This window comes from Streptomyces sp. GQ60 (assembly GCF_059758875.1).
This window is the reverse complement of record NZ_JCAXEG010000001.1, coordinates 294,275-319,840: the sequence shown is the minus strand read 5'-3', so window position 1 is coordinate 319,840 and position 25,566 is coordinate 294,275. Positions and strand designations below refer to the sequence as shown.

The following is a 25,566-nucleotide window of genomic DNA, read 5'->3' as shown; positions in this document are numbered from 1 at the left end:
GCATGACACAAAGCGTCACGGAGCTGGGCCTCCCCACCCCGAAGGAACGCCGACGCCTGCGCGAAGCGGCCGACCTGACGCACGAAGAGGTCGCGGCGGCGGTGGGCGTCACCTCGAACACGGTCCGCTCCTGGGAGACCGGCCGCACCCACCCCAGGGGTCGCAAACTGGAGGCCTACTCCAAGCTCCTGAGCCGCCTGTCCACGGACCAGGGGCTCGACTCCGCCCCCTCTGGCCCGTCCAGACCCATTGACCCTTCTGGCCCCACGGGGCGCACCGGGCGCACCGACGGCTCGGCTTCCCCGGACGGCCCGGCCGCGGGTTCCGCCGCCACAACCGCCGCCGGTACGCCCGTCAGGCCCGCCTGGGCCAACGGCACCGCCACGCCGCGGACCGGCACACCTCAGGCCGCGTCCGCCACGTCGACCGTCGACGCTTCCGCCGTCGATGCGCCCACCGTGGACGCGTCCGCCGCAACCGGTCCCGCCGGGGCGGACGCGGACGGGGCGTCAGCCGCGGCCACCGCGCCCGCCGGCCGGGTCGACGGCGACACGGAGCCCGCCGAGGCGGCAACCGGCGCCGACCCCTGCGACGCAGACACGGCGTCAGCCGCCGGGACACCCGGGGCCCCCGAGACCGCCGAGGGCCGCTTCGGGCTGCGCATGATGCGCGGACTCACCCGGCCCGCCGGGGCGCAGACCCGGCCCAAGGCCGCCGCCAAGCGTGCCGCGAAGCCCCCGGTCGGGGGGCCCCGGCACGAGGCCAAGTCCCCGGTCAGGGCCGGAGCCGCCATGGGCGGCGGCAACGGCGGAGGCGGCCCCGCCGCCCTCCGCCCCGACGGCCCGCTCCCCCCGGGCACGGGTACGGACACCCGTACGGACACCCGTACGGACGCGGCCCCTGACACCGGCTCAGGCGGTGGACCGGACTCCGCACCCCGCTCCGGGAAGGCGGCCGCGCCGAGCACCGGGCGTGGCACCGGGAAGCCCGCCGGGCCGGATGCCGCGTCGGGCGCGGGGAAGGCCGCGGGGCCGGACTCCGCACCGGACGCCGCGCCGGACGCCGAGGCCGCCACCGTTCCGGCGGACGGCCCCGAGGGGCCCGCCGGCCCGGCGGGCGGTACGGCGGGGGACCCGGCCGTGGAGGCCCCTGCGGCCCCCCAGGAGACGGCGACGGAGACGGCGACCGCCGCCTTCGACGCCCTCTACGACCGCACGGCCCCCGCCCTGTCCCGCCAGGCCTACCTCCTCACCGGACGCCACGCCCTCGCCTGCGAGGCCGTGGAGCGCGCCTTCCAGCAGGCGTGGGAGCGCTGGCCCGAGGTCGCCACCGACCCCGATCCGGTCGGCTGGCTGCGCGCGGCGACGTACGAGTACGCGCTCTCCCCGTGGCACCAGTTCCGGCGTTCCCACCGGCACCCCGACGAGCCCCCGGCCGACCCCGCGGACCGCGCGCTCCTGGACGCGATGCTCGGGCTGCCCCCGGCCCACCGCCGCACCGTGCTGCTCTACGACGGCGTCGGCCTGGACCTCCCCGACACCGCCGCCGAGACCGAGGCGTCCACCCCGACCGCCGGAAGCCGACTCGTCAACGCGCACGCCGACCTCGCCGACCAGCTCCCCGAACTGGTCGACGTAGCGCCCGAGAAGCAGTCCTCCGTGCTGCGCGAGCGGCTCGGTTCGCTGACGCCGGCCGTCCGGCTGGAGCCGCGCGCGGCAGCCGTCGTACGGGTGGCCGGCGAGCACCGCGTCCGGCTGTGGACGCGTGCGGTGGTGGGCGTGACGGCGGTCATCGCCGCGGCGACCGCCTACACCGCGGTGACCGCGCCGACCGAGTACGAGCCGCCGCGCGCCCCCGGCGCGAGCGTGTCGGGCGTGCCGCCGCACAGCGGCCCGCAGCAGCTCACGGACGAGGGCAGGCAGCTCCACGACAAGCTGCTGTCCGATCCGTCGGCGGGCCCCTCCCGGATCACGCCGAGCCTCGAATAGCCGTACGGCCGGCGTTCCTCACGGGCGGAAACGGAAACGGAAACGGGCGTGGCCCGCACCCCTCACAGGGTGCGGGCCACGCCCGTCTGCGCGTGCCGCCGCAGGCGGCGGCTACCGCGCGGCCTCTACTTCGCGGCGTTCAGGATCTCGCGCGCCAGATTCGCGGTCTCGGTCGGCGTCTTGCCGACCTTCACGCCCGCGGCCTCCAGGGCTTCCTTCTTGGCCTGTGCGGTGCCGGAAGAGCCGGAGACGATCGCACCGGCGTGACCCATGGTCTTGCCCTCGGGGGCGGTGAAGCCCGCGACGTAGCCGACGACCGGCTTGGTGACGTTCTTCGCGATGAAGTCCGCCGCCCGCTCCTCGGCGTCGCCGCCGATCTCGCCGATCATGACGATCAGGTCGGTGTCGGGGTCCGCCTCGAACGCCTCCAGGGCGTCGATGTGCGTGGTGCCGATGACCGGGTCGCCACCGATGCCGACGGCGGAGGAGAAGCCGATGTCACGGAGCTCGTACATCATCTGGTAGGTCAGCGTGCCCGACTTGGACACGAGACCGATGCGGCCGGGCTTGGTGATGTCGCCCGGGATGATGCCGGCGTTGGACTGGCCGGGGGTGATCAGACCCGGGCAGTTCGGGCCGATGATCCGCGTCTTGTTGCCCTTGGACGTCGCGTACGACCAGAAGGCGGCGGAGTCGTGCACCGCGATGCCCTCGGTGATGACGACGGCCAGCGGGATCTCGGCGTCGATCGCCTCGACCACGGCGGACTTGGCGAACGCCGGCGGGACGAAGAGGACGGAGACGTTGGCGCCCGTCTTCTCCATCGCCTCGGCGACGGAGCCGAAGACCGGGACCTCGGTGCCGTCGAAGTCGACGGTCGTGCCGGCCTTGCGCGGGTTCACGCCGCCGACGATGTTGGTGCCGTCAGCGAGCATCAGCTTGGTGTGCTTCATGCCCGTGGCACCGGTCATGCCCTGGACGATGACCTTGCTGTCCTTGTTGAGGAAGATAGCCATGTGAGTCTGTGACCTCTGCCCTTACTTCGCAGCCGCGAGCTCGGCGGCCTTGTCGGCCGCGCCGTCCATGGTGTCCACGCGCTGGACCAGCGGGTGGTTGGCGTCCGAGAGGATCTTGCGACCCAGCTCGGCGTTGTTGCCGTCGAGGCGGACGACGAGCGGCTTGGTGACCGCCTCGCCCTTGTCCTCGAGCAGCTGCAGCGCCTGGACGATGCCGTTGGCGACCTCGTCACAGGCGGTGATGCCACCGAAGACGTTGACGAAGACGGACTTGACGTCCGGGTCGCCGAGGATGATCTCGAGACCGTTGGCCATGACGGCGGCGGAGGCGCCACCGCCGATGTCCAGGAAGTTGGCGGGCTTGACGCCGCCGTGGTTCTCGCCGGCGTACGCGACGACGTCGAGGGTGCTCATGACGAGACCCGCGCCGTTGCCGATGATGCCGACCTCGCCGTCGAGCTTCACGTAGTTGAGGTTCTTCGCCTTGGCGGCGGCCTCGAGCGGGTTCGCGGCAGCGTGGTCCACGAACGCCTCGTGGCCCGGCTGGCGGAACTCGGCGTTCTCGTCGAGCGAGACCTTGCCGTCGAGCGCGATGACGTCGCCGTTGGCGACCTTCGCGAGCGGGTTGACCTCGACGAGGAGCGCGTCCTCGGCGATGAAGGTCACCCACAGGGTCACGAGGACCTCGGCGACCTTCTCGGCGACCTCGGCCGGGAACTGCGCCAGCGCGACGATCTCGCGGGCCTTCTCGATGGTCACGCCCTCGTTGGCGTTCACCGGGACCTTGGCGAGCTTCTCCGGGGTCTCCTCCGCGACCTGCTCGATGTCCATGCCGCCCGCGACCGAGGCCATGGCCAGGAAGGTGCGGTTGGTGCGGTCGAGGAGGTAGGAGACGTAGTACTCCTCCAGGATCTCCGGAGCCGTCTCGGCGATCATCACCTTGTGGACCGTGTGGCCCTTGATGTCCATCCCGAGGATGTCCGTCGCCCGGGCGACGGCCTCGTCCGGGGTGGCGGCGAGCTTGACGCCGCCGGCCTTCCCGCGGCCGCCGACCTTCACCTGCGCCTTGACGACCGACTTGCCACCCATGCGCTCGGTGGCCTCGCGGGCTGCCTCAGGCGTGTCGATGACTTCACCGGCCAGCACCGGTACACCGTGCTTGGCGAAGAGGTCCCTCGCCTGGTACTCGAACAGGTCCACGCGCGTCCGTCCCTTGTCTTTTTTAAAGATTCGCAGTGATTCGCGGTTGTCTGCTATCTGCGTGGGCGTGCCGCGGAGGGCAACGTGACGGCGCTGTCACAAGGAAGGCGCACACGGTGACCGTGGACGCGGCATGTCCGTCCCGCAGGTTATCCCCGTGGGACGTAGGTCCCTAAATCGCAGATCACACCTGAGCGGTGATACCTGTCACAGATCGCCTCACGGTTGAACTGCATCTTCGTGCGATCTGCCGATGGCGGGCCGCCGCGCGGGGTCCTCACGGGACGGGCAGGGGCCGCTTCTCCAGCGCCGCGGCCATCACCTCCGGGAACAGGTCGGGGGTGCAGGCGAAGGCCGGGGCGCCGAGCGCCGCGAGGGCGGCGGCGTGGTCCCGGTCGTAGGCGGGCGCGCCCTCGTCGGACAGCGCGAGCAGCGTCACGAACTCCACCCCCGCCGCCTTCATCGCCGCGACCCGCTTGAGCATCTCGTCGCGTATGCCGCCCTCGTAGAGATCACTGATGAGGACGACGACGGTGTCGGCGGGGCGGGTGATCTTCGACTGGCAGTAGGCGAGCGCGCGGTTGATGTCGGTGCCGCCGCCGAGCTGGGTGCCGAAGAGCACGTCGACCGGATCGTCGAGCTGGTCGGTCAGGTCCACGACGGCCGTGTCGAAGACGACCAGCCGGGTCGCGATCGAACGCATCGAGGCCAGCACCGCCCCGAAGACGGAGGCGTAGACGACCGAGGCCGCCATGGAACCCGACTGGTCGATGCAGAGGACCACCTCCTTCTTCACGGCCCGCGCGGCGCGGCCGTAGCCCACCAGCCGCTCCGGGACGACGGTCCGGTACTCGGGCAGGTAGTTCTTCAAGTTCGCCCGGATGGTCCGGTCCCAGTCGATGTCCGCGTGCCGGGGCCGGCTGATCCGGGCGGATCGGTCGAGCGCACCCGTCAGCGTGGCCCGCGTCCGGCTCGCGAGCCGCTTCTCCAGCTCCTCGACCACCTTGCGGACCACGGCGCGGGCGGTCTCCCGGGTGGTCTCGGGCATGGCCTTGTTGAGGGAGAGCAGGGTGCCGACGAGGTGCACGTCCGGCTCCACCGCCTCCAGCATCTCGGGCTCCAGCAGCAGGGCGGACAGCCCGAGCCGCTGGATCGCGTCCCGCTGCATGACCTGCACGACGGAGGTGGGGAAGTACGTACGGATGTCCCCGAGCCAGCGCGCCACGTTGGGCGCGGACCCGCCGAGCCCGGCCGACCGCTCCCCGGCCCGCTTGCGTCCGCCGCCGCCCTCTGCCCCGTAGAGCGCCCCGAGCGCGGCATCCATCCCGGCGTCCGCCCCGCTCAACGCACACCCGGTCCCCTCCCCCTCTCCCCCACCGAGCACCATCCGCCACCGCCGCAGCCGCTCCGCGCCGCCGCCGTCCACTTCTCCACCAGCCATCTCCATCGGTCCCACCCCTCACTTTCGTCACACCCACCGAAACCACCACCCGGTACCGCTCCACGGGGCGGAGTTCCCCTCCCCGCCCTTCGCCCGTTCCCCACCCTTCGCCCGTTCCCCCGGGCCCCGCCCGGACCCCCTGGGGCTCCGCCCCGGACCCCGCGCCTCAAACGCCGGCGAGGCTGGATTCGGCCGGTGCCGGCCCACACGTTCAGGTCGCCGGGCCGGAGGATTGCCCGCAGGGCAATCTCGGCCCCGCCGGCAACCCCAGCCCCGCCGGCAGACTCCAGCCCCGCCGGCGTTTGAGGCGCGGGGGTCCGGGGGCTGGCCCCCGGGAACGGCGCCGCACCCGGCAACGGGTCCGGGGCGCAGCCCCCGGGGAACGGGCGAAGGGCGGGTAGGGGACTCCGCCCCGCGCAGCGGCCCACCGCAGCCGCCCCACCGGGCCCGGCCTGGCCGCCTACCCCGGCCAGGACCGGTCCGCTCACCCCGGCGCCCCCGCCAGCAGCAGGTGGACCAGGTCCACCACCGCGTCCGCCCGGACCGGGTCCAGCTCCGCGCCGAAGCCGGCCGGCACCGCACCGGATCCCGCCACCGCGGCACCGGCTCCGGCCGGCCCCCGCCGCACCAGCTCTCCCAGGCTCCGCCGAACCCCCGCCTCGTACGCCCCGAAGGTCCTCCGCAACAGCGGCAGTACGTCGACGAACGCCCGCTCCGGCACCGACACCAGCCAGCCGTCGATCAGCCCCAGCAGCCGCTCGTCGTGTACCAGCAGCGTGCCGCCGCCCGAGCCCCCGCCCGCGAACCCCTCGATCCAGCCCGCCGCGTCGGCCGGCGCGCACGCCGGGGACAGCGAGAGCCCCATCAGCCGCGCGGTCTCCTCGGGCGGGAGCCGCCCGTCGTCGAGCAGCAGCCGCGCCGCCCGCCCCCGTATCAGTCCGGGGACGGTGTCCCGCCCGGCCAGCGTCCGCAGCACCGCCGCCCAGCGCTCCCGCAGGCCGTCCGTGCGCGGCTCTTCCAGCGGCCCCTCCAGCAGGCCCACCGCCCCGTGTACGCCGTCCACGTGCCCCCGCAGCTCCTCCGCCGCGTCGGCGTCCAGCCCCGCCGCGCAGGCGGGCGGCAGTGCCACGCATATCCGCTCCGCGAGCCCGGCCGCCACCGTCCCCAGCGCCGCCGCGTCGGTGCCCCGTACGTCCCCGTAGCGCAGCGAACGGGCCAGCGCGGGCAGCGCCTTGGCCAGGCCCGCCACGTCGGTGTCCAGCGCCGCCCGGTCGGCGAGGGCCCGCAGTACGGCGGGCAGGGCCCCGGAGAGCCCGGCCAGCAGGCACCGCTCGGCCAGCGCGGTGACCTCGCCCAGCTCCCCGGCGCCCGCCGCGTCGGCCTCGGCCCTGGCGGTGGCCGCCCCGAGGACCGTGGTCCCCCAGATGCCGGCTTCGGCCACCCGTACCGCCAGCTCCGGCTCCCAGCGGAGCCGCCAGGTCTCGCGGAAGGTGCCCGTGCTCCCCCGGGAGGCCGTCGGGACGCCCCAGTCGATGCCGAGCAGCCGCAGCCGGTGCAGCAGCAGGGACTTGGCCGCGTCGGTGTCCTTGCGCAGGTCGAGCTCCAGCTCCCGGTCCTGCGCCTCGGGCTTGAGCCGCAGCGAGCGCTGCTGCCGGGTCAGGTCCCGTTGGAGCGGTACGACGGGCGCCGCGTCGGGCACTTCGCCGAGCACGTCCCCGACGACGAGCCGGTCCTCGATCAGCGCGAGCGGTATGTCGGAGCCGTCGCACATCACCGCCCGGACCGCTTCCAGGGTCTCCGTCAGCCCCGGCACCGGCCGGCCCCGCATCGCCGCCAGGGTGTCGGCGAGCCGGACCGCTTCGATGACGTGGGCCGGGGACACCTGCCGGTCCTCCGCACGGAGCAGGCCCGCGACCTTGGTCAGCCAGCGCTCGACGGGCCGGTCGCGGGCCTCGAAGAGGTGGGCGTACCAGCCGGGCGAGGTGATGCCCGCGCCGTACCCGCCGGCCCGGGCGAGGCGCCGGTGGGTCCAGGGCACCCAGGTGGTCTCCACCTTGACCTTGGGCAGCCCGGTGAGGAGCGCCCTGTCGGCGGCCGCGGTGGTCTTCGCCCGCAGGGCCGGGACGTGCCAGGCCCCGCAGATGACGGCGTAGGCGTCGCCGAACTCCCGGCGGGCGGCCCGCATCCGCTGCCGCATGTGCGCCTCGCGCACCAGGTCCCGGTGGTGCCCGCCCGCTCCGTACTCCTCGCGCAGGGCGCCCATGGCCTCCCCGAGCGCCTCGAACGCCGCCAGCGGGTCGGCGGCCGGTCCGGCCCCGCCGCGGTGCTCGACCACGTCCTCCCACCAGCGCTCGGGGTCGTCGTACCCGGCGGTCTCGGCCAGCACGGCCAGCGGATCCAGCCGTACGGAGCCGCGGGCCGCGCCGTTCCCTTCCCCGCGCCCCTCCTCGACCGGCTCCTCGGCCCCCTCCCCCTTCCACTCCCCCTCCCCGCTCTCCGGCGCGGCCAGCGAGTGCGCGGCCGGGAGGTCGATGAACCGGACCGGGACCTCCCGCTCCTGCGCCCACCGGATGGCCGCCCATTCCGGGGAGAAGCCGGCGAGCGGCCAGAACGCGGCCCGGCCGGGGTCGTCGGCCGCGTGGGCGAGCAGGGCGACGGGCGGCCGCATCCCCGGGTCCGCGGCCAGCGGCAGCAGGGCGTCCCCCTCCGGCGGCCCCTCGATCAGCACCGCCGCCGGCCGCGCCGCGTCCAGGGCGGCCCGCACCGCACGGGCGGAGCCGGGCCCGTGGTGCCGTACGCCCAGCAGCAGCGGGCCCGCGGCGTACGGGCCGCCGGCGTACGGGCCCGTCGTCCCCGGGCTCATGCCGTCACCTCCCGGCAGGCCCGGTAGAAGTCCTTCCAGCCGTCGCGCTCGCGGACCACGGCCTCCAGGTACTCCTGCCAGACGACCTGGTCGGCGGCCGAGTCCCGGACGACGGCCCCGAGGATCCCCGCGGCCACGTCGGAGGCGCGCAGGACGCCGTCCCCGAAGTGGGCGGCCAGCGCGAGGCCGCCCGTGACCACCGAGATGGCTTCCGCGGTCGACAGGGTGCCGCTGGGCGATTTGACCTTGGTGCGACCGTCGGTGGTGACTCCGCCGCGGAGCTCCCGGAAGACCGTGACGACGCGGCGGATCTCTTCCAGCCCCTCCGGGGCGGCGGGCAGGTCGAGGGCGCGGCCCAGCTGGTCGACGCGGCGGGCGACGATGTCGACCTCGGCGTCGGCGGTGGCGGGCAGCGGCAGGACGACGGTGTTGAAGCGCCGGCGCAGCGCGCTGGAGAGCTCGTTGACCCCGCGGTCGCGGTCGTTGGCGGTGGCAATGAGGTTGAAGCCGCGCACGGCCTGCACCTCCTGGCCGAGCTCCGGTATCGGGAGCGTCTTCTCGGACAGGACGGTGATGAGGGTGTCCTGGACGTCGGCGGGGATCCGGGTGAGCTCCTCGACGCGGGCGGTCATGCCCTCGGCCATGGCCCGCATGACCGGGCTCGGTACGAGCGCTTCGCGGCTCGGGCCGTGGGCGAGGAGCCGGGCGTAGTTCCAGCCGTACCGGATGGCCTCCTCGGGGGTGCCGGCGGTGCCCTGGACGAGGAGGGTGGAGTCTCCGCTGACGGCGGCGGCGAGGTGCTCGGACACCCAGGTCTTGGCGGTTCCGGGCACTCCGAGGAGGAGCAGGGCGCGGTCGGTGGCGAGGGTGGTGACGGCGACTTCGACGATCCGGCGCGGGCCGACGTACTTGGGGGTGATGACGGTGCCGTCTTCGAGCGTGCCGCCCTGCAGGTACGTCGCCACGGCCCACGGGGAGAGTTTCCAGCGGGCCGGGCGGGGCCGGTCGTCGGCGGCCGCCAAGGCTTTCAGTTCTTGCGCGAAGGCGTCTTCGGCGTGCGGTCGCAGCGCCTCTGTGGTGGTCTCGTTCCCGGTCGTGGCCATGGTCCCCCTCCAATGCTCCGCAGCCGCTTCCGACTGCTGGAACCACGATGCACCCGACCACTGACAACGGGCCCCGGATGACGCGTCGTTGCAGGTCAGAGGGATTGTCAGTGGGGGTCTCTACGGTGGGACACATGACTGAGCAGGGGGTCCGCTGGACGGCGGAACAGGTACTGGCTCTGGCTCCTGACGACGCCTCACGCAGGGCGGGGGCGAGACTCGGCGGGGCGGGGCCGTGGTCGCGGACCGGAGGTTCCGCTTCCGGTGCGGTGTGGGGGTTGTGCAAGGGCAGCGGCAGCAAGCCGTACCGGACGGTCGTCGACCTGTCCGGGCCGGCGTACAAGTGCTCCTGCCCGAGCCGGAAGTTCCCGTGCAAGCACGCGCTGGGCCTGCTGCTGCTCTGGGCCGCGGAGGGGCTCGACGGCCCGGCCGGCGATCCGGCCGAGGCTCCGGACTGGGCGGACGAGTGGCTCGCGGAGCGGGCGGCGAAGGCCGCACGGCCGGCCGCTGACCGCTCCGGCCGGACCGGACCGGCGGACGCGGAGGGGGCCCGCAAGCGGGCCGAGCGGCGGGCGGCCCGGATCGGCGCCGGCGTCACCGAGCTGGAACAGCGGCTCGCGGACCTGGTGCGCGGCGGCCTCGCCGGTCAGGAGCGGGCGGGATACGCGGCCTGGGAGGAGACCGCCGCCCGGATGGTCGACGCCCAGGCACCCGGACTGGCCGCTCGGGTCCGGGAGTTGGGGACGATACCCAGTTGCGGTACCGGCTGGCCCGCCCGGATGCTGGAGGAGGCCGCGCTGCTGCACCTGCTGGACCGGGCCTGGCTGGGGGTTTCCGGGTTGCCGGAGCCGCTGGCCGCGACGGTCCGCAGCCGTCTGGGACTGCAGCCCCAGACGGACGGCGAGGCCGTACGGGACCACTGGCTCGTGCTGGCCCAGTACGACACGGCGTCACCGGACGGCCGTCTCACCACCCGCCGGATATGGCTGCGCGGGCTGGCGAGCGGGCGGCCGGCCCTGGTCCTGGACTTCGGCCCGCCCGGGCGGCCGCCGGGGCTGGCGCTGCCCGTCGGCTTGGTACTGGAGGCGGAAGCCCGCTTCCGGCCCGGCTCGGCGGGGCTGCGCGCGGACCTCGGGGAGAGGTTCGCACCGGCCGTCCCGTGCCGGGCCGCGCCGACCGGCGTGAGCACGGGCGCGGCACTGGAGGCGTACGGCGCGGCACTGCGCGAGGACCCCTGGCTGGAGTCCTGGCCGGTGGTGCTCGGCCCGGTGGTTCCGATACCGGGAGGACAACAGGGAGGACAACAACAGGGGGGACTACAAGGGGGACCGCGAGGGGGACCGCGGGCGGAGCAACAGGGATCGGCGGCCTGGCAATTGGCGGACGCCGAGGGGAGCTCCGCCCTGCCCGTGGCCTCGACCGGGGCCGGGAGCCGGCCCGGGACCGGGCTGTGGCAGTTGGCCGCGCTCTCCGGGGGCGGCCCGTTGATGGTGTTCGGCGAATGCGGACACCGCGGATTCACCCCGCTGACGGCCTGGCAGCCGGACTCACCGGAGCCGGTGGTGCTGGGCTGAGCGGGCGCAGGGGGAAGGCGGCGGCGCGGGGGCGCCGACGTATTCGAAACGAGTGAGCCGGGGGGCTTTCGTGGACGACAACCACGCCAGTTGAGGCAGTAGGTACGGCCGTGTGTGCCACAGGGAAATCGAGCTGCTCCGGTCCCGCGGAGGGGGCGGGACCGGAGCGCGACACCCTGCACGCGGCACGACGCACGAGGGAAAGAGGGAGGGGATCCGGTGAACACGACGACCACGGCCATGGACACAACCACGGCCACGACGACGGACGGGCCGACCGACTCGGCCTACGGGGACGGCGGCTGGGACGAGCTGGTGGCCGCCGCGCTGCTGGGTACCGAGCGGCGCCGGGGCAGTCCCGAGGCGCTGCTCGGGGCCGCAGCCGTGCAGACGCTGCGGCGCCGGGCCGGGCTGAGACCCGCCGAGGCGGGTCCCCGGCCCGAGCCCGCGCCGCGCGACCCTCGTCCGGAGCCTCCGGAGGCGGCCGGGAGGCGGCTCGCGCAACTGTTGGCGGGCCGGGCCGGTGCGGGCAGCGGCAGCGGGCGGCGGGGGGCCGCCCCGGACCTGACGGAGCTGCTGCCGCAGTGGCTGGCCGCCGCCGGACAGCACGGGTACCGGGCACCGGACTCGCTCGTGCCCGCGCTGCTGGACGTCGCGCGGGCCCGCAGCGACCTCCGGCCGCAGGCGCTGGCCCTGGCCGGTACGCGCGGCCTGTGGCTCGCCCGGCTCAATCCGGACTGGCGGTTCGCGCTGCGCGGGGGGTCCGGTGGTGGCGCCGGTGAACTGCCCGACGCGAAGGACGCGGCGGGCGTGGAACGACTCTGGCAGGAAGGGCTGTTCGCCGAGCGGGTCGCGTTGCTCGGCCTCGTACGGGCCCACGAGGCGGCCGCCGGGCCGCGGCTGCTGGCGACCACGTGGAGCACCGAGCGGGCCGAGGACCGGCTGATGTTCCTCGACTCCCTGCGGGTGGGGCTGTCGGCGGGTGACGAGCCCTTCCTGGAGGCCGCGTTGGGCGACCGCAGCCGCAATGTCCGCGCGACCGCCGCCGAGCTGCTCTCCGCGCTGCCGACCTCGGCGCTGGCCGGGCGGATGGCGGAGCGGGCGCTGGCCTGCGTGGGTCCGGAGGGGGTGACGCCACCGGCCGAGTGCGATGCGGGCATGCTGCGCGACGGCGTGGTCAAGCGGCCGCCGGCCGGGCGCGGGGAGCGGGCCTGGTGGCTGGGTCAGTTGGTGGACTCCGCGCCGCTGTCGTGCTGGCGGGACCGGTTCGGGGGGCTCGGCCCGGCGGAGATCGTGGCGCTGCCGGTGGCCGAGGGCTGGGCGGAGGAACTGCACGCGGCGTGGTGCCGGGCGGCGGTGCGGCAGGGCGACCCCGCGTGGTCGCAGGCCCTGCTCGGCCCGGCGTCCGCGCCGCCCGCGGCAGGACCGGCGACGGCCTCGCTGGCGGAGCGGGCGAAGCTCCTGTCGACCCTCGGGGAGGAGGAACGGGCGGCGTGGGTCGCGGAGTTCATACGCGCGCACGGGCTGTCGGAGGCGTTCCAGCTGCTCGGGGTGTGCGTGGTGCCGTGGGCGGAGGCACTGGGGAGGGCGGTGATCGAGGCGCTGGACTCCGCGCGGGAGGCGGGGGGCTACCCGTGGAGCTTCAGCGGGGTCATGGGGCTGGCGGAGCGGTGCCTTGATCCTGCGGAGGCGGGGCGGCTCGATGCGTTGGCGGCGGAGCCGGTGGAGGAGGGGGGTGCGGCGGCGTACTGGTCGGAGGCCTTCCAGCGACTGGTCGCCACCCTCCGGCTGCGGGCCGCGCTGCACGCGGAACTGACCCCGCCGAGCTGATCACTACCCCCGGCCCGGGGGTGCGCGTCGCGCCGGCGGGGCTGATGTGAGCGACGTCCTCCTGCACGTGAACGCCGGTGGCTGGGAAGATCCAGCCCCTCCGGCGATTGAGGAGCGGGGGTCCGGGGGCCGGCCCCCGGGAACGGCGGCGCGCCACATCAGCCCCGCCTGCGGGGACGGTGCAGTGCGGGCACGGCGAGGCCGGCCCCGGGGCCGGGGCCGGCGGGGGCCGGGGCTAGACCGGCTGGCGGACGTGGGCGCGGACCCAGTCGACGATCGCCGTCGTCGTCGCGCCCGGGGTGAAGATCTCGGCCACGCCCTTCTCCTTCAGCGGAGCGATGTCCGCTTCCGGGATGATGCCGCCGCCGAACACCTTGATGTCCTCCGCGTCGCGCTCCGCGAGGAGTTCCAGGACGCGCGCGAACAGCGTGTTGTGCGCGCCCGACAGGATGGACAGACCGATCGCGTCGGCGTCCTCCTGGATCGCGGTGTCGACGATCTGTTCGGGGGTCTGGTGGAGGCCGGTGTAGATGACCTCCATGCCCGCGTCCCGCAGGGCCCGCGCGATCACCTTGGCGCCTCGGTCGTGGCCGTCGAGGCCCGGCTTGGCCACCACCACACGGATCGGACCGGTCACACCCATCGCACTGCCTCCCGAGTGAACGAACGTTAAGTACAGCATCACGCATACCCCCGTTTCGCGGTCAACCACGAGGGGGAAATCACACATGGGATGGCGTACCACCGCTCCGCGCCGACAGCCGCACGGCACGGAGCGGTCGGACGCCCCGGTCCCGAGGCGCTAGGGGGGCCGTCTATGGGGCTGACCATGTCCGGAGCCGCACTGCGGGCCGGCGTACTGGAAGCCATCGTGCTCGGCGGGCACATCCTGCTGTATCCCACCGGAGTCCTGCCGGAACGACCCGCCGCCGCCACCCACGAGCGACCGCCGGTGCTCCTGCTCCACGGGTTCACCGACAACCGCTCCGTCTTCGTCCTGCTGCGCCGCTCCCTCGGGGCAGGCGGCCGGCGGCAGGTGGAGGCGTACAACTACTCCCCCTTCACCCGCGACCTGCGCGTCACCGCCCGGCATCTCGCCCGCCGCGTCGAGGAGCTGTGCGAGCGCACCGGGCAGGACCGGGTGGACCTGGTGGGGCACAGTCTCGGCGGGCTGGTCGGCCGGTACTACGTCCAGCGCCTCGGCGGCGACGCGCGCGTCCGCACGCTCGTCACGCTCGGGACCCCGCATTCCGGCACCCGCGTGGCGCCCTTCATGGACGCGCACCCCCTGGTCCGGCAGATGCGCCCGGATTCCGAGGTACTCACCGAACTCCGCGCGCCCGCGCCCGCCTGCCGGACCCGGTGCGTGGCGTTCTGGAGCGAGTTCGACGAGCTGATGGACCCGACCGGGACGGCCCGCATCGAGCACCCGGACCTGCTCGTGGAAAACGTTCAGGTCACCGGCATCGGACATCTCGCCCTGCCCGCGCACCCCACCGTCATCGCGGCGGTCCGGCGCACCCTCGACGGACCCGGGCCGGTCGCCCTGCCGCACCCCGGCGCCGCTTCCGTCGCCTGACGGGCCGTTCCGCTTCGGCGTCGACCGCCGGGTCGACCGTTGGAGCGAAAACCGACCCCATAGTCGAACACTTTTCGAACTCAAGGCCAAGGGTGGGTCTTCCGGCGACCGAAAGGCGGCCGAATGCCCGGTTCCGTCAGGCACAAACCCCGCCGAAGATTGTCGTTGCGAGTAACCGCCGGGTACAGTCACGCCACTGCTCTCCTCCGAGGACCCCACGTTCCTCGGCCACCCAGGCCCCCCGCTGCCGAGGCGAAAGAGAAGTTGGTGAACGACCGCCCCTCGTCGGGCCAGTACCCCGATTTTGGGTATGACGGCCTTTCCACCACCACTTTCGCTGGCAATTCAGCGTTTACGTCCTATGAAACGCAGGGCCAGGGCTACAACTACGGCGCCACCTACGGTTCTTACGAGACCGGCTCGTACGACACCACGGCCTGGACCGCCCCCCAGAACGGCTACCCGCAGCAGCCCGTCGACGGCTACGACGGCTACCTCTCGACCGTCCCCGCCCAGGGCGGCGTCTCCATGGACTACCAGTCCACCGCCTTCGGCTACGACGCCTCCGCCGAGCAGACCGGCCAATGGTCGGCCCCCGGCTACGGGACCGAGACCGGCGCCTACGACGCCACCGCCTGGAACACCGCCTCCGAGCAGGCCTACGGGTACGGCGGTTACGAGCAGCAGCACGTCCCGGAGCCGGCGCAGGAGCAGGACCAAGCCCAGGCCCCTGCCTACACCCAGGCCCCCGACCAGCAGTACGCCTACGACTACGGGTACGAGACGTACGCCGCGACCTCGCCCGAGCCGGCCTACGCGGCGGCCTCCCCCGAGCCGGCCTACGCAGAGACCGCCGTCGAGGCCGCCTACACCGAGACCGCCGTCTTCGAGTTCCTCCCGGCCGACCCGGCCGACGCCGCCGACGCCGCAGACGCCGCGGTTCACGAGCTCCCCACGCAGGCCATGCCCGTCACCCCGGCCGCGCCCGCCGAGCCGCGGCCCTCGCGCCGCGCCGGCTCCAAGCCGGGCTCCAAGCCCGCCGCGAAGCCCGTCGCCAAGGCGAGTACCGCCAAGGCCGGCGCCGGCAACCGCCGTCGTACCCCGGCCAAGCGTTCCGCGCTGCTGACCGTGGCCGTGCCGTCGGCCTGCGTGATGGGCGTCGCAGGTGTCGCCGCCGCCTCCGTGGGCGGGCTCACCGGTACGGAGAAGCCGTCCGAGGAGACCACGACCCTGGCCGCGCCCGACCCGGCCTCCATCAAGCCGGTCGCGGCGAACAGCAAGCTCGACACGCAGCTCACCGCCCTCAGCGCCGACGCCGGCGACTTCGCGGACCGTGCGAGCCGCACCCAGGAGCGCATCGACCTGCGCCTGCGCCAGGACGAGGAGAAGAAGCAGAAGGCGGAGGAGGCGGCGGCCAAGGAAGCGGCCCGCCCCAAGTTCGCCCTCCCCGTCGCGCGGCACGGCCTCAGCGCCGGCTTCGGCCAGGCGGGCGTCAACTGGATGTCCGTGCACACGGGCATCGACTTCCCGGTCTCCTACGGGAGTTCGGTCATGGCCGCCACCGACGGCACCGTGCGCAGCCAGTGGAACCCCGCCTACGGCAACATGGTGATACTCACCGCGCCCGACGGCACCGAGACCTGGTACTGCCACCTCAGCAGCGCCAAGATCCGCTCCGGCAAGGTCAAGGCGGGCGACGTGATCGCCTACTCCGGCAACTCCGGCAACTCCACCGGCCCGCACCTGCACTTCGAGGTACGGCCGGGCGGCGGCTCCCCGGTCGACCCGCAGTCGTGGCTGCGCGCCAAGGGCCTGAACCCGAACTAGGACCGGCACGAACGCGGAACGGCCCGCCCCCGAGGGGGCGGGCCGTTCCGCGTTCTGCCCGCTAGAGCTTCTGCACCGGCGCGTACCGCAGCAGGAGCCGCTTCGGCTTCTCGTCCCCGAAGTCGATGGTGGCCTGCGCGTCCGCGCCCGCGCCCCTGACCTCCATGACCGTGCCCAGCCCGAACTGGTCGTGCGTGACCCGGTCCCCGACCACCAGCGTGATGACCGGCTTGTCGGTGGCCCGCCGCGTCGCGAACCCCGACGGGCCCGACTTCGTGCGCGACGAGGACAGGAAGGACTCCGGCGAGGTGCCGAAGGAGGCCTTCGACCCGCCCGAGCCCGAAGATCCGTAACCCGAGCCGGAGCTCCGCATGGGGCCCGCCGGCTTCTGCGCCGCGCCCGTCCGCTTCCACTGCAGGTATTCGGCCGGGATCTCTTCCAGGAACCGCGACGGCGGGTTGTAGGAGGGCGTGCCCCACGCGCTGCGCATGCTCGACCGCGTCAGGTACAGCCGCTCGCGCGCCCGCGTGATGCCCACGTAGGCGAGGCGGCGCTCCTCCTCCAGTTCCTTGGTCTGGCCCAGCGCGCGCATGTGCGGGAAGACCCCGTCCTCCATGCCGGTCAGGAAGACCACCGGGAACTCGAGGCCCTTGGCGGTGTGCAGGGTCATCAGGGTGATGACCCCGTTGCCGTCGGTGTCCTCGTCCGGGATCTGGTCGGAGTCGGCGACCAGCGCGACCTGCTCCAGGAACTCCGAGAGGGTGCCGGGGCCCACCGGCGGGGCGCCGTTCTCGGCGGCCTCGGCCGCCGCCGCTTCCCTGGCCTGCTCGAATTCGAGTGCCACCGCGGCGAGTTCCTGGAGGTTCTCGATGCGCGTCTCGTCCTGCGGGTCGGTCGAGGCCTGGAGTTCGGCGAGGTAGCCCGTGCGCTCCAGGACCGCTTCCAGGACCACCGCCGGGCCGGCGCCCGAATCGACGATCGTACGGAGCTCCTCCATCAGCACGTTGAAGCGCTTGACGGCGTTGGTCGAGCGGGCGGCCATGCCGAAGGCCTCGTCGACGCGGCGCAGCGCCTGCGGGAAGGTGATCTTCTCGCGCATCGCGAGGGCGTCGATCATCGCCTCGGCGCGCTCGCCGATGCCGCGCTTGGGCACGTTCAGGATCCGGCGGAGCGGGACGTTGTCCTCGGGGTTCGACAGGACGCGCAGGTACGCGAGGACGTCGCGGACCTCCTTGCGCTCGTAGAACCGGACGCCGCCGACGACCTTGTAGGGCAGTCCGACGCGGATGAAGATCTCCTCGAACACGCGGGACTGCGCGTTGGTCCGGTAGAAGATCGCGACGTCGCCGGCCTTCGCGTCGCCCGCGTCCGTCAGCCGGTCGATCTCGTCGGCGATGAACTGCGCCTCGTCGTGCTCGGTGTCCGCGACGTAGCCGGTGATGACGGCGCCGCTGCCGGCCTCGGTCCACAGGTTCTTCGCGCGGCGGTTCTCGTTGCGCTCGATGACCGCGTTGGCGGCGGACAGGATCGTCTGGGTGGAGCGGTAGTTCTGCTCCAGCAGGATCGTGGTCGCGTCCGCGTAGTCCTCTTCGAACTGGAGGATGTTGCGGATGGTCGCGCCCCGGAAGGCGTAGATCGACTGGTCGGCGTCACCCACGACGCACAGCTCGGCGGGCGGCAGGTCCGGGTAGCCGGTGCCGACCAGCTCGCGCACGAGCGTGTACTGGGCGTGGTTGGTGTCCTGGTACTCGTCGACCAGGACGTGCCGGAAGCGGCGCCGGTAGTGCTCCGCGACGTCCGGGAAGGCCTGGAGCAGGTGGACCGTGGTCATGATGATGTCGTCGAAGTCGAGGGCGTTGGCCTCGCGCAGCCGCCCCTGGTACATCGCGTACGCCTGGGCGAGGGTCTTCTCGAAACCGTCGACGGCCTGCCCGGCGAAGGCGTCCTCGTCGATGAGCTCGTTCTTCAGGTTCGAGATCTTGGCGCTGAAGGCCTTCGGCGGGAACTTCTTCGGGTCCAGGTCCAGGTCGCGGCAGACGAGCGCCATCAGGCGCTTCGAGTCGGCCGCGTCGTAGATCGAGAAGGACGAGGTGAAACCGAGCCGCTTGGACTCGCGGCGCAGGATGCGCACGCACGCGCTGTGGAAGGTGGAGACCCACATCGCGTTCGCGCGCGGGCCGACCAGGCCCTCGACGCGCTCCTTCATCTCACCGGCGGCCTTGTTGGTGAAGGTGATCGCCAGGATCTGGCCGGGGTGGACCCCGCGCGCGCCCAGCAGGTGGCCGATGCGGTGCGTCAGCACGCGCGTCTTGCCGGATCCGGCGCCGGCCACGATGAGCAGCGGGGAGCCCGCGTGCACCACGGCGGCGCGCTGCTCCGCGTTCAGCCCCTCCAGGAGCGCCGCCGGGTCGATGACGGGCCGGGGGGCACCGTCCCGGTAGTACGCGTCCCCGCTGATGGGCGCGTCGAACCGGCCCCCGAAGAGATCGTCCGCGTCCGCCTCGGGGGCGGCGTGGTCTTCGGGCGGCGGGGGGACCTCTTCGGAGGGGGAGAGGTCGGCCAGGAAGCTGTCGTCAAAGAGGCTGCTCATCGCCTTCCGAGTTTAGGGGGCGGGACCGACACACGGTCCCGCCCCCGGAAAATTCGGCGGCATATGCCCTGCGGCCCCCTCCCGCCCCCTTCCGAGGCGCCCCCTCCGCCGCTAGCGTGCTCCGCCAACCGGAAGGAGGTGCCGGCCCGTGTACACGTACGGATTCCCCTCGTCCCACCCCTCCCCCCACCACCGCAAGCCGCGCACCCGAAGACATCCGAACGCCCCCACCGCGGTCGTCACGACCGCGGCCCTGTCCTCCTTGGGCCTGCTCCTCCCCCACCCGGCCGCGGCGGCGCCCGCGCCCCGGCCCTCGGTGGAGGAGGTACGGACCCGCGTGGACGAGCTGCACCGGCAGGCGGGCACGGCCACCCAGGCCTACGACGCGGCCGCCGGGCGGACCGCGGAGCAGCGGGCCCTGCTGTCGGCGCTCATGGACCAGGTGGCCGGCACCACCCAGAAGCTGAACGAGGCCCGGCGGCTGCTCGGCAGCTACGCCGCCGACCGGTACCGCGGCGCCGGCGGCCTCGGCGGGACCGCGACCCTGCTGCTCAGCGACGATCCGCAGGCCTTCTTCGCGCAGACGCACCTGCTGAACCGGCTCGGCGGCCGCGAGGACGCGCTGCTCACCCAGTACACCCGGGCAAGGGCGGAGACGGCCGCCAAGCGCCGGGAGGCGGTCGTGGTGGTCACGGACCTGGAGCGGGCGCAGGAGGATCTGCGCGGGCGCAAGCAGGAGGTGCAGACCCGGCTCGCGGAGGCGAACACCCTGCTGGCGCGGCTCACCGCGCCGGAGCGGGCGCGGGCCCTGGCCCCCCGGGCCCCGGCCGCCCCGGGACCGCTGCCCGCGGACGCCGCCGCGTCGGCGTCCGGCGCCAAGGCGGTGGCCTTCGCCCGGGCCCAGCTGGGCAAACCGTACGTCTGGGGCGCGACGGGCCCGCGCTCGTACGACTGCTCCGGCCTGACCCAGGCGGCCTGGCGGGCGGCGGGGATCACGCTCCCGCGCACCACCTGGGACCAGGTGAAGGCGGCTCCGCGGATCGGGACGAAGGAGCTGCGGCCGGGGGACCTGGTCTTCTTCTACGCGGACATCAGCCACGTCGGGATATACATCGGCGGCGGCCGCATGATCCACGCCCCGCGGCCGGGGACGTCCGTCCGCGAGGACTCGGTCCACTACCAGCCGATCTACGGGAGCGTCCGGCCGGGGTGAAGGTGCCGGGGCCGCCGCGCTTCGGTCCGTCGGCGCCCTCGCTCTCGTCCGTCGGCGCCCACGTTCCGACGCGTCGGCGCCCACGGGTCGGCCCATCGGCGCCCGTTGGCCTCCCCTCGGCGTGTCCGTCACTCAGCGCCACCCTTCGACAGGTCCGCCGGCGTGGCGCTCACCGTCCGTATCAGAGGAGTTGGCGCGGCGCCCGCCAACTCACTTCCGCTGTTGGTCCGTTCGGGCCGTTCGATTCGCAGGTTCGGCCAACCGGACCTAGCGTCTAGCACATCGAGGGGCATTCCTTTCCTTTTGCGGACAAACTATTCGCGGCTGCGCCTCGGGGACCCGGAGGATTCACCATGCGTTCCATACGTGTCGCGTCCGTAGCCCTGCTGTCCACCGCGGCCTTCGCGCTCGCCGCGCCGATGGCCTCGGCCAATGACGGCGGGACCACGCCCAACGTCACGTCCTTCGGCTTCACCGTCTCCCCCACCACCGTCGCCGCGGGCGGCACCGTCACCCTGAACGCCACCGGGTGCCAGGAACCGCTGGTCAAGGCCTCCTCCGGCATCTTCGACGCGGTCGAGCTCAACGAGGGCAAGCCCGCCACCGCCACGGTGGACGCGGACGCCAAGCCGGGTGCCCAGTACGAGGTCACCTTCGAGTGCAAGGGCGAGAAGGGCACGACCACCCTCACGGTCGCGGGCCACTCGACCGGTACGGGCACCGGCACGACCGCTCCCTCCACCCCCTCCAAGGGCGTCAAGGCCGGCCTCGGCGGCGGCGCCGCGGGCCTGAACGGCACCGAGATCGCGGCCGGTTCCGCGCTGCTGGCCGGTGCGCTCGGCGGCGGCGTGGTCCTGATGCGCCGCCGAGCGGGCGACCGCGCCTGACCCCCGGCCCCCTGACCGCCGGGCCCGTCCGACCCGCCCCTGGCGGCCGGACGGGCCCGGTCCAGTACCCGCCGCCGGATCGCGGTCCCGGACCACGGCTCCGGGCCCCGCCCCCAGAACCCCTCGGCACTACGGAAGGAGCGCGCATCATGGCCCGCCCCCAGGAGCGTACGAAGCCTCGCGGCGGCTGGGGCGTCGTTGCCGTGGTCGCCCTCAGCGGCACCTTCCTCCTCTCCAACGGGCTCGACCTGAACGGCGGTCCGCCGCAGCCCGCGCAAGCCGCGTCGCTGGTCAGCGACCCGGCCCACGACGAGGCCGCCCGCCGCCTCCCGCCGGCCCCGCAGCCGCTGAGGCCCTCCCCGCCGACCCGGATCCGGATTCCCGCCGTACGGGTCGACGCCCCCGTCACCCGCGTCGGACTCGACTCCGAGGGCTGGGTGGACGCCCCGCCGCCGGAGGACGGGAACCTGGCCGGCTGGTACGAGGGCTCCCCCGCGCCGGGGGCGCAGGGCACGGCGGTGATCGACGGCCACGTGGACAACAAGCTGGGGCCGGCCGTCTTCTACGCGCTCGGCTCGCTCGAGCAGGGCCGGCACATCGAGGTGGACCGACAGGACGGCCGTACCGCCGTGTTCACGGTGTACGGCATCGAGGTCGTCGGCAAGAACGATTTTCCGGCGGCTCGGGTCTACGGCCCCAACGGCGCTCCGGAGCTCCGCGTGATCACCTGCGGCGGCGGCTTCTCGAAGAAGGGGGGCTACGACGGCAACGTGGTCGTCTTCGCCCGCCTGACGGAGATCCGCGGATAGCCGCCGCCTACGCTCGTCGCCATGAACGTTCTCATCAACATCTTCCTCGGCCTGCACATCATCGGGATCGCCTCGCTCCTCGGCGGCTTCCTGACCCAGATGAAGGCGATGAGCGCCGGGACCGCCCGCTTCGTGCCCGCCATGCTGCACGGCGCACTGACCATGCTCGTCACCGGCGTCCTGCTGGTCGGGTTCCGCGAAATGGACGGCGCCGCCGTCAACAACATCAAGGTCGGCGTGAAGCTCGCGATCCTGTTCGTGATCCTGGCGATCGTCTACGTGAAGCGTGACGAGGAGCGGGTGGAAAAGGCGCTGTTCGGTGCGGTCGGCGGACTGACCGTGGTCAATATCTTCATCGCCGTTCTCTGGCGCTGACACCCCGCGGCCACGGAGTGCCGTCCGACCGGCCGGCTCCGGTCACGTACGGCCAGTTTCGATCATCTCGTCATCTGCCCGTTACCTTCGGGTCTAGCGTCCTCCTCCAAGCACCGATGGAGGAAGGACGTGAGGCCCTCGTGGCCAGTCATCGAAAGCCCAGGCAGCGCCCGCTCACCGGCGGCACGGCACGGAGCACCGCACGCACCACCGCCGCCACCCTCGCCCTCGCGGGCGCTGCCACCGCCACCGCGTTCGAAGGCACCTCCCACGCCGATCCGCAGATGACGCCTTCGCAGGTCACGGCGGAGATGGACCGGCTCTACGAGGAGGCCGGGGCCGCGACGGACCAGTACAACGGGGCGAAGGAGAAGGCCGACGAGGCGCAGCGCGCCCTCGACGGGCTGCGGGACGAGACGGCCCGCAGGACCGACCGGCTCAACACGGCCCGCAGTGCGCTCGGTTCGCTGGCCGCCACCCAGTACCGCAGCGGCACCCTGGGCGCCGCCGTACAGCTGGCGATGTCCGACGATCCGCAGGAGTACCTGAACCGGGCCGCCCTCATCACCCGCGCCGGCCACCTCAACGCGGCCGAGGTCTCGGCCGTGCGGCGGGGGCTCGACGAGGTCGGGCAGCTCAAGGAACAAGCCGACGGGCGCCTCGCCGACCTTCGGGCCCGGCAGGGCGAACTCGCGGGCCACAAGGCCCGGATCGAGGAGAAACTGGCTGCCGCGCAGCGGCTGCTGACCAAACTGACGGCCGAGGAGCGGGCGGCCTACGAGGCCCGCTCGGCCGGCCCCGCCCCGAGCGGCCCCGCCACCCAGGCTCCGCCGCCCTCCTGGGGGCACCTCCCAGCGGTAGCCGGGGGAGGCTCCCGCGCGGCCCGCGCGGTGGCGTTCGCGCACGGGGCGATCGGCAAGCCGTACGTGTGGGGCGCGACGGGCCCGGGCTCGTTCGACTGCTCCGGTCTGACGCAGGCGGCCTGGCGGGCGGCCGGGGTGTCGCTGCCGCGCACCACCTACACGCAGATCAACGCCGGACAGCGGATCTCCCGCGACCGGCTGGCCCCCGGCGACCTGGTGTTCTTCTACTCCGGGATCACGCACGTCGGCATGTACATCGGCAACGGCCAGATGATCCACGCCCCGCGCCCCGGCTCCACCGTCCGCGTGGCCCCGGTGGACTCGATGCCCTGGGCCGGAGCCTCGCGGCCCGCCTGAGCTCCGCCCGGGGCCCGGGCGACCCCGGCCGGCGCCGGGCGGGGCGTGGTCCGGGTCAGATCAGCCGACGGGCCGTCGCCCAGCGGGTCAGCTCGTGGCGGTTGGAGAGCTGGAGCTTGCGCAGCACCGCCGAGACGTGGGATTCCACCGTCTTGACCGAGATGAAGAGCTGCTTGGCGATCTCCTTGTACGCGTACCCGCGCGCGATCAGCCGCAGCACCTCGCGCTCGCGCTGGGTGAGGCGGTCCAGGTCCTCGTCGACCGGCGGGGCGTCCGTGGAGGCGAAGGCGTCGAGCACGAAGCCCGCCAGCCGCGGCGAGAACACGGCGTCCCCGTCCTGGACGCGGAAGACCGAGTCCACCAGGTCGGTCCCCGTGATCGTCTTGGTGACGTAGCCGCGGGCGCCGCCCCGGATGACGCCGATGACGTCCTCGGCGGCGTCCGACACCGACAGGGCCAGGAACCGTACCGGGTCCTCGACGGCGCCCATGAGCGGGGCGCAGCGGCGCAGCACCTCGACGCCGCCGCCACCGGGCAGGTGCACGTCGAGGAGCACCACCTCGGGGCGGGTGGCGGTGATGACGGTGACGGCCTGGTCCACGTCGGCGGCCTCGCCGACGACCTCGACCCCGGTCCGCTCGGTCTCGCCGATCTCGGCCTGCACCCCGGTGCGGAACATCCGGTGGTCGTCGACGAGCACCACCCGGACCCTCCTGGTCACGCCGCCGGTGCTCGCGCTGTCCTCGGTCATGCTGCCTTCGCCGCCCTCTCCATCTCCAGCTCGACTTCCGTGCCGCCGTCGGGCGCGGACCGCAGTCGCGCGGTCCCGCCGTTGCGCTGCATCCGGCCGATGATCGATTCTCGTACGCCCATCCGGTCGTCCGGTACCGCGTCGATGTCGAAGCCGGGTCCGCGGTCCCGTACGGACACGAACACCGTCTGGCCCTCCACCTCGGCGTACACCTGGACGGGGCCGCCGTCGCCACCGTACTTGGCGGCGTTGACCATCGCCTCGCGCGCGGCCTGCATCTGTGCGGCCAGCTTCTCGTCTAGGGGGCAGTCGCCGACGACGACCACCTCGATCTGGACCCCGTGGTGGTCCTCCACCTCGGCGGCGGTCTTCTTCACGGCGTCGGCCAGCGTCGTCGGCTCCTCGCCCTCGTCCTTGCCGGTGCCCTCGGGCTTGTACAGCCAGTTGCGCAGCTCCCGCTCCTGGGCCCGGGCGAGGCGGCGCACCTCGCCGACGTCCTCGGCGTTGCGCTGGATCAGGGTGAGGGTGTGCAGCACCGAGTCGTGGACGTGGGCGGCCACCTCGGCGCGCTCCTGGGCGCGGATGCGCATCAGGCGCTCCTCGGAGAGGTCCTGGGTCATCCGGATCAGCCAGGGCCCGGCGAGGAGGGCGACGCCGACGAGGACGGCGAGGGTGGCGGTCAGCACGTTGCCCAGCTGGGCGGCGGAGCCGCGGACCACGATGAAGACGGTGAGGCCCACGCCGACCAGGGCGACGCCCGCGAGGGCGCGGGCGGCCTGCAGCAGCCTGGCGTGCCGGCCGGCGGCGGCGTTCCAATGGGCGCGGCGGGCGTTGTCGGCCTGGCGCCAGACGAGGACCACGCCGGCACCGACGAGCAGGGTCGGCCACACGTACCGTCCGGAGCTGCCGCCGACCTGGACCTGGGAGATGAAGATGCCCGCGCCGACGCACAGCGCTATCAGCGCGATGATCTGGCCCCGCTCGGGCTTGCGCAGCCGCCGGGTGCCGTCGGGGAGGGTGTCGAAGTAGGAGCGGTGGCCGCTGCGGCCGCCGACGCCGAGCGGTACGAAGACCCAGAACGCGGCATAGAGCAGCACGCCGAGGCCGTCGCCCCACATGAACAGGCCGAGGAAGGCGAGCCGGACCCAGACGACGGGCAGGCCCAGGTGCCCGGCGAGGCCGCGCGCGACGCCGCCGAGCATCCGGCCGTCGGCGCTGCGGTAGAGCTTGCGCTGCGGCGTCTCGTCGGGGTCCGGTGCGTACGGCGTGCGTGGGGCGGCTGCTACGGGCATGTCATCGA

General features: G+C 73.6%; 19 protein-coding genes. 10 read left to right on the top strand and 9 right to left on the bottom strand.

Going from position 1 to position 25,566, the window contains the following annotated elements:
* Positions 1 to 2 precede the first annotated feature (2 nt).
* The gene (locus AC6CKD_RS01570) at positions 3 to 1,988 is read left to right on the top strand and encodes a helix-turn-helix domain-containing protein (RefSeq protein ID WP_498324637.1); all 1,986 of its coding nucleotides are present in this window, start codon (positions 3 to 5) and stop codon (positions 1,986 to 1,988) included.
* A gap of 125 nt (positions 1,989 to 2,113) precedes the next feature.
* On the opposite strand, the gene sucD is transcribed toward AC6CKD_RS01570, so the two are convergent.
* The 5 genes from sucD to AC6CKD_RS01545 all read right to left on the bottom strand — a co-directional run bounded on the left by sucD (position 2,114) and on the right by AC6CKD_RS01545 (position 9,611).
* Entirely contained in the window at positions 2,114 to 3,004 is an 891-nt protein-coding gene (gene sucD, locus AC6CKD_RS01565; RefSeq protein ID WP_498324636.1) for a succinate--CoA ligase subunit alpha, read from the bottom strand.
* Positions 3,005 to 3,025: 21 nt separating this feature from the next.
* The gene (gene sucC, locus AC6CKD_RS01560; protein WP_498324635.1) at positions 3,026 to 4,204 is read right to left on the bottom strand and encodes an ADP-forming succinate--CoA ligase subunit beta; all 1,179 of its coding nucleotides are present in this window, start codon (positions 4,202 to 4,204) and stop codon (positions 3,026 to 3,028) included.
* A gap of 277 nt (positions 4,205 to 4,481) precedes the next feature.
* Positions 4,482 to 5,645 (bottom strand): VWA domain-containing protein, encoded by a 1,164-nt coding sequence (locus tag AC6CKD_RS01555; protein WP_498324634.1) that lies wholly within the window; start codon positions 5,643 to 5,645, stop codon positions 4,482 to 4,484.
* Positions 5,646 to 6,129: 484 nt separating this feature from the next.
* Positions 6,130 to 8,508: a DUF5682 family protein gene (locus AC6CKD_RS01550; RefSeq protein WP_498324633.1), complete on the bottom strand. Its 2,379-nt coding sequence runs from the start codon at positions 8,506 to 8,508 to the stop codon at positions 6,130 to 6,132.
* On the bottom strand, positions 8,505 to 9,611 hold the full coding sequence (locus AC6CKD_RS01545) for an ATP-binding protein (RefSeq protein WP_498324632.1): 1,107 nt from the start codon (positions 9,609 to 9,611) through the stop codon (positions 8,505 to 8,507). Before AC6CKD_RS01545 ends, AC6CKD_RS01550 begins: the two co-directional genes overlap by 4 nt.
* 134 nt (positions 9,612 to 9,745) lie before the next feature.
* Here AC6CKD_RS01545 and AC6CKD_RS01540 point away from each other — a divergent pair, with 134 nt between their 5' ends.
* Positions 9,746 to 11,185, top strand: coding sequence for an SWIM zinc finger family protein (locus tag AC6CKD_RS01540; RefSeq protein WP_498324631.1), 1,440 nt, complete (start codon positions 9,746 to 9,748; stop codon positions 11,183 to 11,185).
* 240 nt (positions 11,186 to 11,425) lie between these two features.
* Positions 11,426 to 13,015, top strand: a complete 1,590-nt coding sequence (locus AC6CKD_RS01535; RefSeq protein ID WP_498325389.1) for a DUF5691 domain-containing protein — start codon at positions 11,426 to 11,428, stop codon at positions 13,013 to 13,015.
* Between the two features lie 235 nt (positions 13,016 to 13,250).
* Here AC6CKD_RS01535 and icmB read toward each other — a convergent pair whose 3' ends face one another.
* Entirely contained in the window at positions 13,251 to 13,658 is a 408-nt protein-coding gene (gene icmB, locus AC6CKD_RS01530) for a coenzyme B12-dependent isobutyryl CoA mutase small subunit (RefSeq protein WP_266905332.1), read from the bottom strand.
* A gap of 186 nt (positions 13,659 to 13,844) precedes the next feature.
* Here icmB and AC6CKD_RS01525 point away from each other — a divergent pair, with 186 nt between their 5' ends.
* On the top strand, positions 13,845 to 14,594 hold the full coding sequence (locus tag AC6CKD_RS01525) for an esterase/lipase family protein (RefSeq protein WP_498324630.1): 750 nt from the start codon (positions 13,845 to 13,847) through the stop codon (positions 14,592 to 14,594).
* Between the two features lie 267 nt (positions 14,595 to 14,861).
* A complete protein-coding gene (locus AC6CKD_RS01520; RefSeq protein WP_498324629.1) occupies positions 14,862 to 16,421 on the top strand; it encodes a M23 family metallopeptidase in 1,560 nt (519 codons plus the stop codon).
* A gap of 61 nt (positions 16,422 to 16,482) precedes the next feature.
* Here AC6CKD_RS01520 and pcrA read toward each other — a convergent pair whose 3' ends face one another.
* Positions 16,483 to 19,011 carry a DNA helicase PcrA gene (gene pcrA / locus AC6CKD_RS01515; protein WP_498324628.1) on the bottom strand — a complete coding sequence of 843 codons (2,529 nt, stop codon included), beginning with the start codon at positions 19,009 to 19,011 and terminating at the stop codon, positions 16,483 to 16,485.
* A gap of 148 nt (positions 19,012 to 19,159) precedes the next feature.
* On the opposite strand from pcrA, the gene AC6CKD_RS01510 reads away from it, so the two are divergent.
* From AC6CKD_RS01510 to AC6CKD_RS01490, 5 genes are all read left to right on the top strand, one after another.
* A complete protein-coding gene (locus AC6CKD_RS01510; RefSeq protein ID WP_498324627.1) occupies positions 19,160 to 20,224 on the top strand; it encodes a C40 family peptidase in 1,065 nt (354 codons plus the stop codon).
* Between the two features lie 353 nt (positions 20,225 to 20,577).
* Complete coding sequence (locus tag AC6CKD_RS01505; RefSeq protein ID WP_498324626.1) at positions 20,578 to 21,111, top strand: hypothetical protein; 534 nt, start codon at positions 20,578 to 20,580, stop codon at positions 21,109 to 21,111.
* 149 nt (positions 21,112 to 21,260) lie between these two features.
* Complete coding sequence (locus tag AC6CKD_RS01500; protein WP_498324625.1) at positions 21,261 to 21,920, top strand: class F sortase; 660 nt, start codon at positions 21,261 to 21,263, stop codon at positions 21,918 to 21,920.
* 21 nt (positions 21,921 to 21,941) lie between these two features.
* Positions 21,942 to 22,295, top strand: a complete 354-nt coding sequence (locus AC6CKD_RS01495) for a hypothetical protein (protein WP_498324624.1) — start codon at positions 21,942 to 21,944, stop codon at positions 22,293 to 22,295.
* Positions 22,296 to 22,435: 140 nt separating this feature from the next.
* Positions 22,436 to 23,515, top strand: a complete 1,080-nt coding sequence (locus AC6CKD_RS01490) for a C40 family peptidase (protein WP_498324623.1) — start codon at positions 22,436 to 22,438, stop codon at positions 23,513 to 23,515.
* 55 nt (positions 23,516 to 23,570) lie between these two features.
* Here the strand turns inward: AC6CKD_RS01490 and AC6CKD_RS01485 are convergent, their stop codons facing one another.
* Together AC6CKD_RS01485 and AC6CKD_RS01480 are read right to left on the bottom strand one after the other, a co-directional pair.
* Positions 23,571 to 24,266 (bottom strand): LuxR C-terminal-related transcriptional regulator, encoded by a 696-nt coding sequence (locus AC6CKD_RS01485; RefSeq protein WP_243333471.1) that lies wholly within the window; start codon positions 24,264 to 24,266, stop codon positions 23,571 to 23,573.
* Positions 24,263 to 25,558 carry an ATP-binding protein gene (locus tag AC6CKD_RS01480; protein WP_498324622.1) on the bottom strand — a complete coding sequence of 432 codons (1,296 nt, stop codon included), beginning with the start codon at positions 25,556 to 25,558 and terminating at the stop codon, positions 24,263 to 24,265. The genes AC6CKD_RS01485 and AC6CKD_RS01480 overlap by 4 nt, the downstream gene beginning before the upstream one ends.
* Between the last annotated feature and the right edge of the window lie 8 nt (positions 25,559 to 25,566).

Coding starts and splice junctions, on each gene's coding strand:
- AC6CKD_RS01570 (WP_498324637.1), top strand. CDS start 3: ATGACACAAAGCGTCACGGAGCTGGGCCTCCCCACCCCGAAGGAACGC.
- sucD (WP_498324636.1), bottom strand. CDS start 3,004: ATGGCTATCTTCCTCAACAAGGACAGCAAGGTCATCGTCCAGGGCATG.
- AC6CKD_RS01555 (WP_498324634.1), bottom strand. CDS start 5,645: ATGGCTGGTGGAGAAGTGGACGGCGGCGGCGCGGAGCGGCTGCGGCGG.
- AC6CKD_RS01550 (WP_498324633.1), bottom strand. CDS start 8,508: ATGAGCCCGGGGACGACGGGCCCGTACGCCGGCGGCCCGTACGCCGCG.
- AC6CKD_RS01545 (WP_498324632.1), bottom strand. CDS start 9,611: ATGGCCACGACCGGGAACGAGACCACCACAGAGGCGCTGCGACCGCAC.
- AC6CKD_RS01540 (WP_498324631.1), top strand. CDS start 9,746: ATGACTGAGCAGGGGGTCCGCTGGACGGCGGAACAGGTACTGGCTCTG.
- AC6CKD_RS01535 (WP_498325389.1), top strand. CDS start 11,426: ATGGACACAACCACGGCCACGACGACGGACGGGCCGACCGACTCGGCC.
- icmB (WP_266905332.1), bottom strand. CDS start 13,658: ATGGGTGTGACCGGTCCGATCCGTGTGGTGGTGGCCAAGCCGGGCCTC.
- AC6CKD_RS01525 (WP_498324630.1), top strand. CDS start 13,845: ATGTCCGGAGCCGCACTGCGGGCCGGCGTACTGGAAGCCATCGTGCTC.
- pcrA (WP_498324628.1), bottom strand. CDS start 19,011: ATGAGCAGCCTCTTTGACGACAGCTTCCTGGCCGACCTCTCCCCCTCC.
- AC6CKD_RS01505 (WP_498324626.1), top strand. CDS start 20,578: ATGCGTTCCATACGTGTCGCGTCCGTAGCCCTGCTGTCCACCGCGGCC.
- AC6CKD_RS01500 (WP_498324625.1), top strand. CDS start 21,261: ATGGCCCGCCCCCAGGAGCGTACGAAGCCTCGCGGCGGCTGGGGCGTC.
- AC6CKD_RS01495 (WP_498324624.1), top strand. CDS start 21,942: ATGAACGTTCTCATCAACATCTTCCTCGGCCTGCACATCATCGGGATC.
- AC6CKD_RS01485 (WP_243333471.1), bottom strand. CDS start 24,266: ATGACCGAGGACAGCGCGAGCACCGGCGGCGTGACCAGGAGGGTCCGG.
- AC6CKD_RS01480 (WP_498324622.1), bottom strand. CDS start 25,558: ATGCCCGTAGCAGCCGCCCCACGCACGCCGTACGCACCGGACCCCGAC.